At 44.0% G+C, this 15,058-nt stretch carries 13 protein-coding genes; 9 read left to right on the forward strand and 4 right to left on the reverse strand.

Going from position 1 to position 15,058, the window contains the following annotated elements; genetic code table 11:
* Positions 1–22 precede the first annotated feature (22 nt).
* The 6 genes from J0656_RS02750 to J0656_RS02775 all read left to right on the forward strand — a co-directional run bounded on the left by J0656_RS02750 (position 23) and on the right by J0656_RS02775 (position 4,355).
* A complete protein-coding gene (locus J0656_RS02750) occupies positions 23–1,249 on the forward strand; it encodes an aminotransferase class V-fold PLP-dependent enzyme (RefSeq protein ID WP_313790172.1) in 1,227 nt (408 codons plus the stop codon).
* Positions 1,250–1,321: 72 nt separating this feature from the next.
* Positions 1,322–1,744 (forward strand): SufE family protein, encoded by a 423-nt coding sequence (locus J0656_RS02755; protein ID WP_207031333.1) that lies wholly within the window; start codon positions 1,322–1,324, stop codon positions 1,742–1,744.
* A gap of 6 nt (positions 1,745–1,750) precedes the next feature.
* Positions 1,751–2,080 carry an iron-sulfur cluster assembly protein gene (locus J0656_RS02760; RefSeq protein ID WP_108245524.1) on the forward strand — a complete coding sequence of 110 codons (330 nt, stop codon included), beginning with the start codon at positions 1,751–1,753 and terminating at the stop codon, positions 2,078–2,080.
* A gap of 22 nt (positions 2,081–2,102) precedes the next feature.
* Positions 2,103–2,336, forward strand: coding sequence for a TIGR03643 family protein (locus J0656_RS02765; protein WP_207031334.1), 234 nt, complete (start codon positions 2,103–2,105; stop codon positions 2,334–2,336).
* Between the two features lie 29 nt (positions 2,337–2,365).
* Positions 2,366–2,872: a DUF2480 family protein gene (locus tag J0656_RS02770; protein WP_207031335.1), complete on the forward strand. Its 507-nt coding sequence runs from the start codon at positions 2,366–2,368 to the stop codon at positions 2,870–2,872.
* 550 nt (positions 2,873–3,422) lie between these two features.
* The gene (locus J0656_RS02775) at positions 3,423–4,355 is read left to right on the forward strand and encodes a DUF3078 domain-containing protein (RefSeq protein WP_207031337.1); all 933 of its coding nucleotides are present in this window, start codon (positions 3,423–3,425) and stop codon (positions 4,353–4,355) included.
* 262 nt (positions 4,356–4,617) lie between these two features.
* Here J0656_RS02775 and hflX read toward each other — a convergent pair whose 3' ends face one another.
* The gene (gene hflX / locus J0656_RS02780) at positions 4,618–5,829 is read right to left on the reverse strand and encodes a GTPase HflX (protein WP_207031339.1); all 1,212 of its coding nucleotides are present in this window, start codon (positions 5,827–5,829) and stop codon (positions 4,618–4,620) included.
* A gap of 148 nt (positions 5,830–5,977) precedes the next feature.
* On the opposite strand from hflX, the gene J0656_RS02785 reads away from it, so the two are divergent.
* The 3 genes from J0656_RS02785 (at position 5,978) to J0656_RS02795 (ending at position 12,024) form a co-directional block, all read left to right on the forward strand.
* Positions 5,978–8,707 carry a M14 family metallopeptidase gene (locus J0656_RS02785; protein WP_207031341.1) on the forward strand — a complete coding sequence of 910 codons (2,730 nt, stop codon included), beginning with the start codon at positions 5,978–5,980 and terminating at the stop codon, positions 8,705–8,707.
* Between the two features lie 20 nt (positions 8,708–8,727).
* Positions 8,728–9,678: an endonuclease/exonuclease/phosphatase family protein gene (locus tag J0656_RS02790; RefSeq protein WP_207031343.1), complete on the forward strand. Its 951-nt coding sequence runs from the start codon at positions 8,728–8,730 to the stop codon at positions 9,676–9,678.
* Between the two features lie 150 nt (positions 9,679–9,828).
* The gene (locus tag J0656_RS02795) at positions 9,829–12,024 is read left to right on the forward strand and encodes a S8 family serine peptidase (RefSeq protein ID WP_207031345.1); all 2,196 of its coding nucleotides are present in this window, start codon (positions 9,829–9,831) and stop codon (positions 12,022–12,024) included.
* 687 nt (positions 12,025–12,711) lie between these two features.
* Here J0656_RS02795 and J0656_RS02800 read toward each other — a convergent pair.
* The 3 genes from J0656_RS02800 to J0656_RS02810 are packed head-to-tail and all read right to left on the reverse strand — an operon-like array spanning position 12,712 to position 15,026.
* Positions 12,712–13,425, reverse strand: coding sequence for a 3'-5' exonuclease (locus J0656_RS02800; protein ID WP_207031347.1), 714 nt, complete (start codon positions 13,423–13,425; stop codon positions 12,712–12,714).
* A 9-nt stretch (positions 13,426–13,434) separates the two neighbouring features.
* The gene (locus J0656_RS02805; protein WP_207031349.1) at positions 13,435–13,905 is read right to left on the reverse strand and encodes a methylated-DNA--[protein]-cysteine S-methyltransferase; all 471 of its coding nucleotides are present in this window, start codon (positions 13,903–13,905) and stop codon (positions 13,435–13,437) included.
* A complete protein-coding gene (locus J0656_RS02810; RefSeq protein WP_207031351.1) occupies positions 13,905–15,026 on the reverse strand; it encodes a CNNM domain-containing protein in 1,122 nt (373 codons plus the stop codon). Before J0656_RS02810 ends, J0656_RS02805 begins: the two co-directional genes overlap by 1 nt.
* Positions 15,027–15,058 lie beyond the last annotated feature (32 nt).

Here is a 15,058-nt window from a genome sequence, read left to right on the forward strand (position 1 = left end):
ACTTTTTCACGATTACATTACAATGATAGGGACCACTTTGGACATACAAGCCATTAGAAAGGATTTTCCCATCCTCCAAAGAGAGGTCAATGGGAAGCCTTTGGTGTATTTGGACAATGCAGCTACCTCGCAGACACCGCAGCAGGTAATCGATGTCATTGTTGATTATTATCAACGGTACAACGCCAATATCCATCGAGGGGTACATACCTTGTCTCAAGAGGCCACCGATGCCTACGAAGCGGCGCGGCAGAAAATCCAAAAGCACTTTAACATTGCGCATTCCCGCGAAGTGATCTTTACTTCGGGAACTACTCATGGCATCAATTTGGTGGCAACGGGATCCACTTCCTTTTTAAAGGAGGGGGACGAGGTTTTGGTATCGGCAATGGAGCACCACTCCAATATTGTGCCTTGGCAAATGCTGTGCGAACGCACGGGGGCAACCTTAAAAGTGATTCCAATGAACCTGGAAGGGGAATTGGTGATGGAGGAATACCACAACCTATTGTCGGATAGGACAAGATTGGTGTTCTGCAACCATGTTTCCAATGCATTGGGAACCATCAACCCAATAGAAGAAATCATTGAGGCAGCCCATAAAGTGGGAGCAGCCGTATTGATAGATGGTGCACAGGCAGCAGCACACATCAAACCCGATTTACAGGCACTTGATGTTGATTTTTATACCGTTTCCGCCCATAAAATGTGTGGACCAACTGGAGTTGGGGTATTGTACGGAAAAGAAGAATGGCTCAAAAAACTGCCACCGTATCAAGGCGGAGGGGAAATGATTGCCGAAGTCACTTTTGAAAAGACGACCTATGCCGATCTGCCCCATAAGTTTGAAGCAGGAACGCCGAACATTTCTGGAGGTATTGCCTTTGGTGCCGCATTGGACTATATGAACAGTATCGGTTTTGATGCCATTGCCCAGTATGAAGATGAGCTATTGAATTACGCCACGGAGCAGTTGCTCACCATCGATGGCTTAAAGATTTACGGGACCGCAGCGCACAAAACTTCGGTAATATCCTTTAACATAGAAGGTATTCATCCTTACGATATCGGAACCATTGTGGACAAATTGGGCATTGCTGTTCGAACAGGCCACCACTGTGCACAACCAATAATGGATTTTTACCAGATTCCGGGAACGGTAAGGGCCAGTTTCAGCTTTTACAATACCAAGGAGGAAGTGGATAAACTGGTGGAAGGTGTTACACGTGCAAGGAATATGTTGCTATAGCCAGACCGTTATCATTATCATAAAGACTTGAATGGCAACCCTCCGAGTTGTACTTTTGAACAAAATCATCGCATGACCATAAAAGAGATACAGGAAGAGATAATAGATGAGTTTTCCATGTTCGACGACTGGATGCAGCGTTACGAATACATGATCGAGCTCGGAAAATCACTTCCATTGATAGCCGAACAGTACAAAACCGATGACAACCTGATCAAAGGATGCCAGAGCAAGGTGTGGGTGCATGCCGAACTCGATGGTGACAAATTGGTGTTCACGGCTGATAGTGATGCCATCATTACGAAAGGAATCATTGCCATTTTGGTCAGGACGTTCAGCAATCAAAAGCCACAGGACATTATTGATGCCGATGTGGAATTTATTGATGAAATAGGTCTTAAAGAGCATTTGTCGCCAACGCGGGCAAATGGATTGGTAAGTATGATCAAGCAATTGAAATTGTATGCGGTTGCCTATCAAACACAGTTAAAATAACACAGAATGAGCGAAGAAACTACCATAGATACACAAGAACTGGGCGAAAAAATCGTAAAGGTGCTCAAAACCATCTACGATCCAGAAATTCCTGTGGACATTTACGAACTGGGATTGATTTACGATGTGTTCGTAAACGAGGAATACGAAGTAAAGATCTTGATGACCCTTACCTCGCCCAATTGCCCTGTGGCCGAAACCTTGCCCGTGGAGGTAGAGGAGAAAGTGAAGTCCATTGATATGCTGAAGGACGTGGAGGTGGAAATCACTTTTGACCCACCATGGACCCAAGAACTGATGAGCGAGGAGGCGAAATTGGAGTTGGGCCTTTTGTAAAACCCCGGTAAACCTAAAAGACATGACCACAAGACAAATCGATAGAATTATTGAGATGGCTTGGGAGGACAGAACCCCGTTCGAAGCCATAGAGTACCAGTTTGGTTTAAAGGAAAACGACGTGAGGGAAGTGATGCGAAACAACCTCAAACGGTCCTCTTTTGAGTTGTGGAGAAAACGGGTAAAGGGAAGAAAGACCAAACACCAAAAAACGTCCCCGGCCAATAGATTTAGGTCGCAGAATCAAAAATTATAGCGGTTCCAGCCCTTGCGAAAAATACAAATATGGAAAAGGAAATTGTAAATAGAGTGGCCCAAAGCAAGTTGATCACGTTCGACCTGGAGGATTATTATCCGAAAGGGGAGCGCAAGGTCTTGGACATCAAAGATTGGTTGTACGAGGGATTTATTCTTCGTGAAAAGGAGTTCCGCGCCCATGTTGATGTGCATGATTGGTCAATGTACCAGGAAGCTTATGTGGCGCTTCAATGTTCTTCGGATGCCATTATTCCAGGCTGGGCCTTTATGTTGGTTGCCTCCAAACTGCAACCCTACGCCAAAAAAGTAGTTCAAGGAAATTTGGAAACCTTGGAAACGGCACTTTATCAAACTATTTTGGAAAAGTTGGATGTGACCGAGTTTGCAGATAAGCCTATAATCATAAAAGGTTGCTCCAAAAAACCGGTACCCGAAAATGCCTATCTAATGGCAGTGGCCAAAATCCAAGAAGTGGCCAAAAGTGTCATGTACGGGGAAGCCTGCTCTTCGGTACCCCTGTTCAAGAGAAAATAGTAGTTTTTGTAGTCAGTGGACGGTCGCTGAGCACCCGGCCTGCCGGACGGACAAGAAGTTGAAGCATATGGCCGGATATCGATATTTTACGCGGAAAGCCTGTTGGTTCTTTGATGTCAGAAGTGATATAAATCCAGCATTTTGGTATAAAAGTCCTTGTTTTCCCGATTTCTTGTGGCGAACCCTCGCTCAACTGCGGGCAAAAACAGGGTGACTGTTCTGTTATCGTCCATTTCGATGAGTGGCCATGGTTTGAGATACTTCGCTCCGCTAGGTATGATAACTCGGTCGCTGAGCGTAGTCTAAGCGACATGCATGTTATCGACATTTTATTGATTGTACATTGAATGGACACGAATTCCATGGATTATCATGAGCTTTTATGGAGTAGTCAGATTTCAGGGGTCTGATGTCTGACTACTGATATCTTGGTTCTTTGCTCTTGAATCCACCCAAGCCTGTCCCATTTTTAATTGGTAATTGTGTATTGTTGAATGAAAAAGTGGTGACATTTTTTACTTTTGCGGTTCTAAACAGTAAACTCCATACTATGAAAAAACTACTTTTTATTGCTTTGTCCTTTTTTGTTGTTTCAATGGTTTCGGCCCAGACAGAAGAGGAACTTAAAGCTCAAATTGCTCCAAAGAAGGACTCGATTGCAGCTATACAATCACGTGTAAATGCCTTACAGAAACAATTGGATGCCCTCCCCGGCTGGAAAATAGGCGCCTTCGGTACCATTGGTGGGAGTATATCCCAGTTCAACAATTGGTTTGCTCAAGGAATTCCCAACAACTCATCGGGCAACATCGGATTTACGGTAAATACCTTCGCTAATCTTCAGGAAAAGAAGTTTTTTTGGAGAAACGCTGCCAATGTTAACCTCTCATGGGTAAAATTGGACGATAAGGACGACCCAACGGACGATGATAGCTTTCGTCAAGCTACGGATGTCTTTAATATTTCATCGTTGTACGGTAGAAAACTAAGCGAGAAGTTTGCTATTTCCGGTCTTGTGGAATATAGGACCACAATACTGAGCAACTTTAACGATCCTGGGTATTTAGACCTTGGTGTTGGTGCCACTTGGACCCCGATATCAGATTTGGTCGTTGTAATGCATCCGCTCAACTACAACTTTGTGTTCAGCAACGAGGATACCATTTTTGAATCCTCAATGGGTGCCAAGATACTTGCCGACTATACCAAACAAATCGGCGCGGTAAGCTTTAAGAGCAACCTGTCCCTGTTTCAAAGTTATAAAAGCAACGACCTGAGCAACTGGACCTGGACCAACTCCTTCAGTTATAAATTATGGAAAATGATAGGGGTAGGGTTTGATTTTGGTTTGAGAAACAACAAGCAAGAGACGCTTAACTATATCGTGAACAATGCCCCGACCCCCAATCCGGATGCTACCTTCGATACCATTGATAACGAGTTGCAGACCTACTGGACTTTAGGGCTCAGCTACAAGTTCTGACATAAAATACGAAGTATAAAAAAAGCCACCGTTTCGGTGGCTTTTTTGTGGGGTGAAAATGTTTTCTATGTTTTTAAGACCATGGTCTAAGTAGGTTAAGATCGATTAAGATCTGCGTTCGACACTAAAATGACTTAAAAACAATGTGAAAGTATACCTTACGTTGCCTTTCCCTAAATTTTTGTTGTGAATTGGCACATAATTGTTGTGAAGCAAAAGATTCCTTGCTTTTCACCGAAAAAGTAGACTTCGGTGAATGGGTTTAATATTCATCCAAATGCTCTGGATACAGAAAGTTGTTGTACGGGAAACGGGTAACATGAATGTCCCGTACCGCATCGTAAACACGTTTTCGGAACTCGTCCAGGTTTTCCTTGTTGAGCGCAGAAATGAACAACGCCTTGTCCCCAAGCTTGTTGAAATAGGTTTTTTTCCATTCCTCGAGCGTAAAATGTGCCTTGGTACGTTCGGTCACCAGGTCGTCCTCATCAATGGTTTCGGGAACATACTGATCTATTTTGTTGAAAACCATGATACAGGGCTTGTCGGAACTGTCAATTTCGTCTAAAATCTGATTCACGGAATCAATATGTTCCTCAAAATTCGGATGGGAAATATCCACCACATGAAGCAGCAGGTCAGCTTCTCGCACCTCATCCAAAGTACTCTTAAAACTTTCCACCAATTGTGTAGGCAGCTTTCTGATAAATCCTACGGTATCACTCAACAAAAAAGGAAGGTTGCCCAAGACCACTTTTCTGACCGTAGTGTCCAAAGTAGCGAACAGCTTGTTCTCCGCAAATACTTCGCTCTTGCTGATCACGTTCATCAATGTGGATTTGCCCACATTGGTATAACCGACCAAGGCCACTCGTACCAAAGACCCGCGGTTGCCCCGTTGTGTCTCCATTTGGCGGTCTATTTTGGCTAGCTTCTTTTTTAGAAGGGCAATTCGGTCACGAACAATACGTCTATCCGTTTCAATTTCCGTTTCACCAGGTCCGCGCATCCCAATACCGCCACGTTGCCGCTCCAAGTGAGTCCAAAGGCCTGTAAGTCGTGGCAACAAATATTCGTATTGGGCAAGTTCCACCTGTGTACGTGCATAGCTTGTTTGGGCACGTTGGGCGAAAATGTCCAGAATAAGGCTAGTCCTGTCCAAGACTTTGCACTTCAATAACTTTTCTATATTGTTCTGTTGTGCAGGGGACAGCTCATCATCAAAAATAACGGAGCCGATTTCATTTTCCTTTACAAATTGGCGTACTTCTTCCATCTTACCGCTCCCGATGTAGGTTTTTGGGTTGGGCACATCAATCCGTTGCACAAACCTTTTTTCAACCTCGCCACCTGCAGTGTAGGTCAAAAATTCCAGCTCGTCCAGGTATTCCTTTACCTTTTCCTCATCTTGGTACTGGTTCAATACACCAATAAGTACCGCCTTTTCATATTCTATTGATTTCTTTTCTAGCATCAAATGGATTTAGACTACAAATTTACATAATGTTTTGGAAGCTATTTTGTGCTTTCTTCCTTTTAAGCACTGATGAACAGGGCGAAAGGCTATTATTTGTTTGTATTGTTCCCTATCTTGATGCCCAAAACCAACCTAACTCAAAATAATGTCTAGAATTCAACCTCTCTTGAGCTTAAAAAGCAAGTGTTTTATTGGCTCTTTTTTGATGATGCCCTTGCTTGTCTTCAACCTGAAAGCGCAAAACACTACTCTTCCCAATCCTCATGAAGTCATAGGATTTGAAGTAGGTTCGGATTTTCATTTGGCCACCTACGAACAGTCCATCGAGTATTTCAAAAAGTTGGATGCAGCCAGTGATTTGGTGCAGATGCGCGAAACCGGAAAAACCTCTGAGGGCCTTACTTGGTACTATGTTTTGATTTCTTCCGAGGAGAATCTTTCCAAAATTGACCATTACAAAGAGATTTCCCAACAATTGGCCCATCCCAAAGGGATGACCCGCGAAGAGGCTCAAAAATTGGCAGAGGAAGGTAAGGCCATTGTGGATATCAGCGGTGGACTTCATGCTTCCGAAGTTGCCGGGGCACAACATATTATCACCCTGGCCCATCAAATTGTAAGTGAGGCCAATTCCAAAAAGTTTAAACCCATTTTGGATGATGTGATTTTGGTTTTGTGGCCGTCTCTAAACCCTGACGGACAAAATATTATTGCCAATTGGTACATGTCCAATGTAGGCACGCCCTACGAAACGGCACGAACACCCTGGCTCTATCAAAAATATGTAGGCCACGATAATAATAGGGATGCGTATATGCTCAATATGCTCGAATCAAGAGTTGTGGGCAGGACATGGCGAGAATGGGAGCCCAACGTAATCCATGTACACCACCAATCCTCCCCTTTTCCAACTAGAATATGGTTGCCGCCTTTTGCAGAGCCGATTGCCCCACAAACTCCGCCCATTGTGGCAAGGGAAGTGAACATGATCGGTATGGCTATGGCCCAAGAGCTGGAAACCGAAGGGTTACCGGGGGCCGTGCATATGGGAAAGGGTTTTGATGCTTGGTACCCAGGCTATATCGATTACCTGCCTGCGATGCAAAATATCCCCTCATTTTGGACCGAGACGGCTTTATACCGGTATGCGACACCTTATTTTTATACCCTTCGGGATTTTCCTGAGTCCAGAAAGGATTTACGAGTGGAATCGTTGTACAATAGCCCTTGGAAAGGCGGATGGTGGCGATTGAGCAATGCCATGCAATACATGCAGACGGCTTCCATTGCCGTTTTGGACTATGCATCAAAATATAAGGAAACCTTGTTGTTCAATAAGTACCAAGCGGCGATGACCACTATTGAAAAATATAGGAACGAGCCGCCGTATGCTTATATCATCCCACAAAAACAACGCGACCCCGTTCGTCCCGTAGAATTGTTGAAGCGATTGGCCTTTAATGGTATCCAGATTTCACAATTTGAGCAAGCTATGGACTATGCAGGGGTAAACTATCCCAAAGGCACTTGGGTCATCCCGATGGATCAAGAGTTTGCCGAAATGGCGCGTCAGGTTTTGGATGTGCAGGTATACCCTGATTTAAGGGAGTCTCCCGATGGGCCATTGGAACAACCGTATGATGCTGCAGGGTGGACATTGCCTTTTCAAATGGAAGTAGATGTGGTTACGGCAACCGTTCCTTTGAGCGATGCATTTAGAAATGCTTTGACACCTGTGGAAGGCTCTCCACTTGAAACTACCGATGATGAGAAAAAGGATTTGAACAAATCGGATTTCGCTCCAGGTGCAGGCTTTGATACGGATAAGGTGGCGTCAGGGATAAAACCATTGCCGGGAAAACTAAGCGGAGGCGGCAGCACTTTGTGGCTGGACCCAACTCAAAACAATATTTTTCGTGTTTTGGCAGAGGCCATCAAGGAAGGATACGCCATCAATTATGATACAGATACCAAAAAATATGGAGTGCGAGGGGCATCGCGTGGTAAAATCAACCAATGGATCAATGACTACGCCATACAGGCGAATCTGGGTTCAGGTTCAGGTGATGCCAAAGTGAATTCCAAAATTGCGGTTTATCGACCATGGACCGCCAGTATGGATATGGGTTGGACACGCTGGTTGCTGGATAATTTTGGATTTTCATATTCATCTATTCGGGATGCAGACTTCAAATCCAACAATTTAAGGGAACGTTTCGATGTAATCGTTATGGCATCCGAATGGCCCGGATCTATTGAAAATGGATTGGAACCTGGTTCTGCCCCTCCAGAATATACCGGCGGATTGGGTGAACTGGGAATCCGAAATCTAAGTACTTTTGTTAAACAGGGAGGAACATTGATCACGTTGAACAAAAGCTCCGATTTTGCAATAAATGCCTTGCATCTGCCTGTTACCAACGTGGTCAATAAAGTGGATAGGGCCAGGTTTTTTACTGGTGGCTCCATCATGCAGGTAGAGACCAACCCCAACCATCCGGTAATGGCCGGTATGCAATCCAATGCCAATGTGTTTGTGTATAACAGCCCCATTTTTAATACCAAAGAGGGGTTCACTGGGGAAATATTGGCAAAATATCAGAAAAAAGGTTCGCCCCTAATGTCCGGGTTTTTGGTCGGAGAGGAATATATGAACGGAAATGCGGCGGCAATGGATGTAAAATATGGCAACGGACATGTACTGCTATTTGGTTTTCAACCGCAGTGGCGAGGACAACCCATGGGAACCTATCGAACTTTGTTCAATGCCCTGCTGTATGCCAATGAATTGTCCAATTTAGACAGAGAAACCAGTGATGAATGGCTTTCCATTGGCAGCAAACCTGTCATAGAAATATCAAACGGTCAGGAATAAATTTATAATAAGAGTTTGCCTTGAAGAAAAATCTTAACCGATACACCATAGCATTTTATAACCTTGAAAATTTCTTCGATACCGTAAACGATCCGTATTTGTTGGATGATGACTTTACGCCGAACGGGTTTAAGAAGTGGAACAAGGCCAAATTTTGGAACAAGGCCAATAAGATTTCAAGGACAATTTCCGCGATAGGTTCGAACGAAAGTGATTATCCACCGATTCTGATCGGCTTGGCGGAGGTTGAAAATAAAAATGTGCTAAAATCTTTGTTGAAATCAAAACAGCTTCGGGATATCGATTACGCATTTGTCCATTTTGATTCCCCGGATGAACGGGGTATAGATACAGCGCTTATCTATCATAAAGAACGTTTTATGGTACTGGAATCGGAGACCATCCCATTGATGGTGGAAAACACCAATGGCGAGCGCGACCTCACTCGTGATATTCTTTATGTACGCGGAAAGCTGCACCAAGAGGAGGTCCACATATTCGTGAACCATTGGCCATCTCGGAGGGAGGGTGCAGAAATAACAAGCTATAAACGGATAAAAGCAGCCAAGACCATACTCGGCAGAATCGGCCAGATCCAAGAGAATAATCCAAATATTATTATCATGGGCGATTTTAACGATGGCCCAAATTCTGAAAGTATTCAAACCCTGATGGATACCGGCCAATTGATAAATCCGATGAAAAAACTCTTGTCGCCCGTCACCGGAAGTGCCAACTACAAAAGAACATGGAGTCTTTTCGACCAAATCCTAATTTCGCACAGCTTCTTGAACTACGAAACAAACACCCACAGTTTTGTAAAGGCTAACATATTTGCGCCTCGTTTCCTAAAGGAATGGAAGGGCAGGTACAAGGGAAATCCATTTAGAACTTATGCTGGAGACAAATATTTAGGAGGGTATAGCGACCATTTTCCCGTTTACATACTCATGGATGAGAACAAAACCTGAAAGTAGGAATAAAATTACACCACAGAAAAGTTAATTTTCACAACAGTTACAGATAAAAGCGATGTATTTCATCGAATATAGTAGGAATTTTATCGATGAATCCTACATATCAAATTATATTAGTAATCCAAATCTTACCTTAACTTAACTATGGATTACAGATTTCCTTTAGGGGCCAAGGAAGTGATCTTCACCATTTTACTTTCGCTTTTAAGCGGAGCCTCTATTCTTGCTCAGTCTGAAAATGCCAAAAAGCAGATTAGCTTTTCCTACGATCAAGCTAAAATCTCTTCGTTGATTTCTGACATGGAAATGGAGCATGAGTCCAAACGTAAGAAAATAAGTGAGTTAGTCAAATCCAAAAGATTTAAGGCCACCGAGAACAAACCCAACGGTACACAGCTTGCACTAAAGGATATCGGCACCGATGGCACCCCATTATATTATACCACACTCAACGACCCGGCCTCAAAAACTTCCAGAGCATATACCCTATACGATAAAGGCCTTTTGAATCTGGGACTTACCGGTACAGATATGGAAGTTGGCGTATGGGATTCCGGCGTGGCCCTATCGTCCCATCAAGAATTTGATACCCGGGCCAAAAATGTCGATAATGCAGACGAAATTAGCCTGCACGCCACTTTGGTTACGGGAAACTTAATTTCTGCTGGTGTTGAACCCAATGCAAAAGGGGTTGCCTATGGTGCCCAAGCCCTTACTCATGATTGGAGCAGGGATAAAATCGAAGTTGCGGAAGCCGCCGCCAATGGTATGCTCTTGAGCAACCATTCCTATGGAATTTTGTCGGACAGAGTGCCCGATTGGTATTTTGGGGCCTATATTAAAGTGACCCAGGATTGGGACAAAATCATGTACAATGCACCATATTACCTGATGGTGACCGCAGCGGGCAATGCCCGGACCTCCGGTGACAACGAAGCTCCAATTTATGGTAAAACCACTGATGGCTTTGACCTTCTGTTGGGCTTTACCACTACTAAAAATGGATTGACGGTCGCAGGTGCCAATACAGAGATAGGGAGCAATGGAGAGCTAAAAAAAGCCACGGTAGCGGGATATAGTAGTTTTGGTCCTGTGGATGACGGCCGTGTAAAACCAGACCTTGCCGGTGATGGCGGAAACATACTTTCCACCAGTTCGGCCACCAATAGCAGTTATCAGGTTTCAGCAGGAACTTCGATGGCGGCACCGGGAGTGACAGGATCATTGTTGTTGTTGCAGCAGTACCACGAAGAGCTTTTTGGCAGTTATATGAAAGCGGCGACCTTAAAGGGACTTGCACTTCATACTGCTGATGATGTTGATGCCAAAGGACCGGATTACAAAATGGGCTGGGGAGTAATAAATGCCAAATCTGCGGCAGAAGTTCTTCAGCATAAAGATTATACCGCCTTAGTGAACGAAGAGAGCCTTTCAAACGGTGAAACCTATAGCATAACTGTAAATGCAATTGATGGTGCTCCATTGGTGGCTTCGATTTCTTGGACCGACCCAGAATCGGAGAATATAAACCGAGGCGGACTCAATAGTACTAACCCCGCTTTGGTGAACGATTTGGACATTAGGATCACCAAGAACGGTGAAACTTATTTCCCTTGGAAGTTGAACCCTGCAAAAGCAAACGATGTCGCCACCAAGGGCGACAATAAAGTTGACCCGTTTGAACGGGTTGAGGTAGACAATGCAAAAGGTGCCTACACCATTACAATTTCTCACAAGGGCAGCTTGAAGAACGGTTTTCAGGATTTTTCGCTGATAGTTTCAGGAGCACAGATTTCCAATTGCTCTATCGGTATTCCTTCTGATGTTGCATTGGAAAATTCAACCAACGAGGGCACCACTATTACATGGGGAGAGGCAAAAGAAACATTGTTCGAGATTCAGTACAAGAGTATTGATACCGACAATTGGTCGAACGAATTGATTTGGGACAACAATTTTGAACTTACCGCTTTGGAAGCAGGGAAAGTGTACGAGGCGCGTGTACGTTCCATCTGTACCGAAAATGCCGTTTCCGAATTTTCCGAAACCATCGAGTTTGAATTTAACGGCGAAGAAACCGTATTGATAGAGAATACGCCCATGTTTGTACCCCAAGAATTGAATATCTCCATATTCCCAAATCCTGCTGTGGATTATCTAAATGTTGAAGCAGAACTATCCAAAGATGCAGAGTTCTCCATCGTGACCACTTCTGGCAATGTGATTAAAAAAGGAAAGACCGAGGGTTCCATCAATGTATCGTCGCTTTCTTCAGGACTGTATGTGTTGGTGGTTCAGGACTATTCCGGGATTAAAAGCACCAAGTTTTACAAGAACTAGAACAAGTTTAAGTTCAAGTCTCAAGTCTCAATGCGAAGTTCAGTAGAATTACGCAACCAACCATTGAACTTTTACCTTTTCTGCCTTTGACCCAAGTTCGCGATAATTCGTGAGATTCGTGTCTGGGGTTACGGGATAAGAATCAAGAAAACAGAACCAGGGCATAGGACTTCTTGTTGGAGAGCAGGTTCTGTCATTTCGAAATGAGGTGCAGGGCACCGATCGGGAAATTTCCCTTGCCCTTCGCATCACAAGATTTCTCACATCGGTTCGAAATGACACTCGGAACCTTTTACCCTTCACTTTTTCCCTTTGGCCAATTGCCCGTGCGATTCGTGTCGCTTCTACTACCTGCCCGTCCGGTAGGCGGGCGCTCAGCGACGGGGTTGTCATTCCTAGCGGAGCGAAATCTCAACCCACAGCCACTCATCGAAACGGACGATAACAGAACAGTCACTCTATTTTGTGAGCAGTTGAACGGGAACTTGCCACAAAAAATCGGAAAACAAGGGCTTTTATACCAAAATATTGAATTTGTATCGCTTTACACAAATGTAAACCAACAGCTTTTCCACGTAAAATATCGACAACATGCGTGTCGCTGAGCGGAGTCGAAGCGACCGAGTTGTCATACAGAACGAAGCGACCATTTTCTCATTACCCAATACACACTACCGACATCCAAAATCAAACCTTTTTGATTTCATCGTCCGACAGGAGCTCCTCATTTCGTAAGCGTAAAAAAACCTGTGCGGTGGTCACTACATCCAGTTCACAATAGTTGATGATTCGGTCGATGTCCTTTTCCTTGTAGAACACATCTTTTACCATACCGCCATCCATATCCTCTTTTGGGGAAGGGATGCCCAGTATATGCGCCAATAATTTGAGCGAGGTGTAATGTTTATAATCGCCGAACTTCCAAAGTTCCATGGTGTCCAGATGGGGTATTTCCCATGGCTTTTTTCCGAACAGGTCCAGCTTGTAGGGCAGATTTATGCCGTTTATGATCATTCTGCGGGCGATATAGGGGAAATCGAAATCTTTGCCATTGTGGGCGCACAAAAGATGTTTTACGCCGCTAAAATAACCTGTCAGCAGTTGTTTGAACTCTTTCAGGATTTTAGTCTCGTCACCATAAAAGGAAGTGGTCCTAAATGTCCTTAGGTCTCCTTGTATTTTAAAATAGCCTACGGAGATGCAGACAATTTTGCCGAATTCGGCCCAAATGCCAGCCCGGTCATAAAATTCCTCGGGCGTGAACTCTTCTTTGCGCTGGTACTGTGTTTTTTGTTCCCATAATAGTTGGGCAGTTTCATCCAAATCGGTGAAATGTTGTTGTTGGGGTACGGTCTCGATATCCAAAAAAAGGATATGCTCCAGGTTAAGTTTATAAAGCATGGTAGCCAATTAAAAAAGAGTCGTCTGCTTTGCAGGACTCTCGTGTTCCAATAACCATTTTTTTCTATGCAGTCCACCTGCATAGCCTGTGAGGTCTCCGTTGGTTCCAATTACACGGTGACAGGGAACCACAATCCAAAGTGGATTTTTGCCATTGGCCGAGGCTACTGCACGAATGGCCTTTACGTCACCGAGTTGTTTGGAAAGTTCCAAATAAGAAATGGTTTTTCCAAAAGGAATCTGTAACAAGGCATCCCAAACCTTTTTCTGAAAATCGGTGCCCGTTGGATTCAATTTAAGGTCAAATACCGTTCGGTCTCCATTAAAGTATTCTTCTAATTGGCTTACGGCATCCATTAAAACCTCAGGAATTATACCATTTAGTTTTTTATCGTCCAAAACGGTAATCGAAGCAAGGCCCTTCTCATCACCTTTTAACTTTGCCGTTCCGATAGGAGTTTGTATGTAAGCTATTTGCATCACTCTAATTCATCTTCACCTTCAATAATTCCCAATCGCTTTGCTCTGGCGTGCCAGTTTTTTCTTGCCAACTTTTGGAGGTCTTCCACGTTGTCACTTTCATCCATGATCTCAAAACCGAGCAAGGTTTCGATGACATCTTCCATAGTCACGATACCACTAACCGAACCATATTCATCGACCACCAAGGAAATGTGTTCTCTTTTCTGGACAAACTTTTTAAAAAGGTCGTTGATGGATTTGCTACGGTTGGTCACCAATAATTCCCTTCGTATGGTGGCCAGGGTTTCATTTCCTTTTTTATTGATGATGGCCTCCAACAATTCGTCCTTTAAGAAGAAGCCAGTAATATTGTCCATACGATCTTTGTACAACGGTATCCTAGAAAACCGCAAGGGGCGGTTTTTTTCAAAAAATTGCTTTATCGGGGTGTCCTCGGACGCTACTTTCATAACGGTCCTGGGGGTCATCACATCGCGAGCCAAAATCTCATCAAAATAGAGCAGGTTCTTGATCATCTTGGATTCCGATTCCTTGAAAACACCTTCTTCGTGGGCGATTTCCGTCATCGCGCTAAAATCTTCACGGCTCAATACGCTTCCATGTTCCCCTTTGGCGCCCACAAGTTTGGTAAAGAGCTGCAATAGCCATAACAGTCCCGTCCATTTTAGGACGAATACCATAATGTTCAATGCTTTGCCTGTAAAGTTGGCCAATTGCTTCCAAAAAGTGGCCCCTATCGTCTTTGGTATGATCTCTGAAGCAACCAGGATCAATATCGTCATTAGGGTAGATACGATTCCGACCATAAGGTCTTCCGTTAATGTAAATCCGAATATGGTGCGCTCTGTGGCGCCATACATTTCTGCATAGGCCACTTTTGCCTGCACCCCGACCAAAATTGCTCCAACGGTATGGGCAATGGTATTTAACGTGAGAATGGCTATCAACGGCTTGTCCACATCCTTTTTAAGGGTTTCCAAGGTGGCCGCATAATCTTTCCCTTCTTGTTTTTTTACATTGATAAAGGTGGGTGTGATACTTAACAGCACCGCCTCCAATATGGAGCACAGAAACGAAAAGAATATGGAAATAAGGGCATAAAATAGTAGTAGTCCCATAGAATGGCAGAATCTTTAGTACCAAGATAGGG

Origin of the sequence: Flagellimonas aurea (assembly GCF_017313785.1) — a bacterium.
GTDB lineage: Bacteria > Bacteroidota > Bacteroidia > Flavobacteriales > Flavobacteriaceae > Flagellimonas > Flagellimonas aurea.

Excerpts from the sequence above, each read along its gene's own strand:
- J0656_RS02805 (WP_207031349.1), bottom strand. The coding sequence starts at position 13,905 with ATGCAAATAGCTTACATACAAACTCCTATCGGAACGGCAAAGTTAAAA.
- J0656_RS02795 (WP_207031345.1), top strand. The coding sequence starts at position 9,829 with ATGGATTACAGATTTCCTTTAGGGGCCAAGGAAGTGATCTTCACCATT.
- J0656_RS02765 (WP_207031334.1), top strand. The coding sequence starts at position 2,103 with ATGACCACAAGACAAATCGATAGAATTATTGAGATGGCTTGGGAGGAC.
- hflX (WP_207031339.1), bottom strand. The coding sequence starts at position 5,829 with ATGCTAGAAAAGAAATCAATAGAATATGAAAAGGCGGTACTTATTGGT.
- J0656_RS02810 (WP_207031351.1), bottom strand. The coding sequence starts at position 15,026 with ATGGGACTACTACTATTTTATGCCCTTATTTCCATATTCTTTTCGTTT.
- J0656_RS02770 (WP_207031335.1), top strand. The coding sequence starts at position 2,366 with ATGGAAAAGGAAATTGTAAATAGAGTGGCCCAAAGCAAGTTGATCACG.
- J0656_RS02750 (WP_313790172.1), top strand. The coding sequence starts at position 23 with ATGATAGGGACCACTTTGGACATACAAGCCATTAGAAAGGATTTTCCC.
- J0656_RS02800 (WP_207031347.1), bottom strand. The coding sequence starts at position 13,425 with ATGCTTTATAAACTTAACCTGGAGCATATCCTTTTTTTGGATATCGAG.
- J0656_RS02785 (WP_207031341.1), top strand. The coding sequence starts at position 5,978 with ATGTCTAGAATTCAACCTCTCTTGAGCTTAAAAAGCAAGTGTTTTATT.
- J0656_RS02760 (WP_108245524.1), top strand. The coding sequence starts at position 1,751 with ATGAGCGAAGAAACTACCATAGATACACAAGAACTGGGCGAAAAAATC.
- J0656_RS02775 (WP_207031337.1), top strand. The coding sequence starts at position 3,423 with ATGAAAAAACTACTTTTTATTGCTTTGTCCTTTTTTGTTGTTTCAATG.
- J0656_RS02755 (WP_207031333.1), top strand. The coding sequence starts at position 1,322 with ATGACCATAAAAGAGATACAGGAAGAGATAATAGATGAGTTTTCCATG.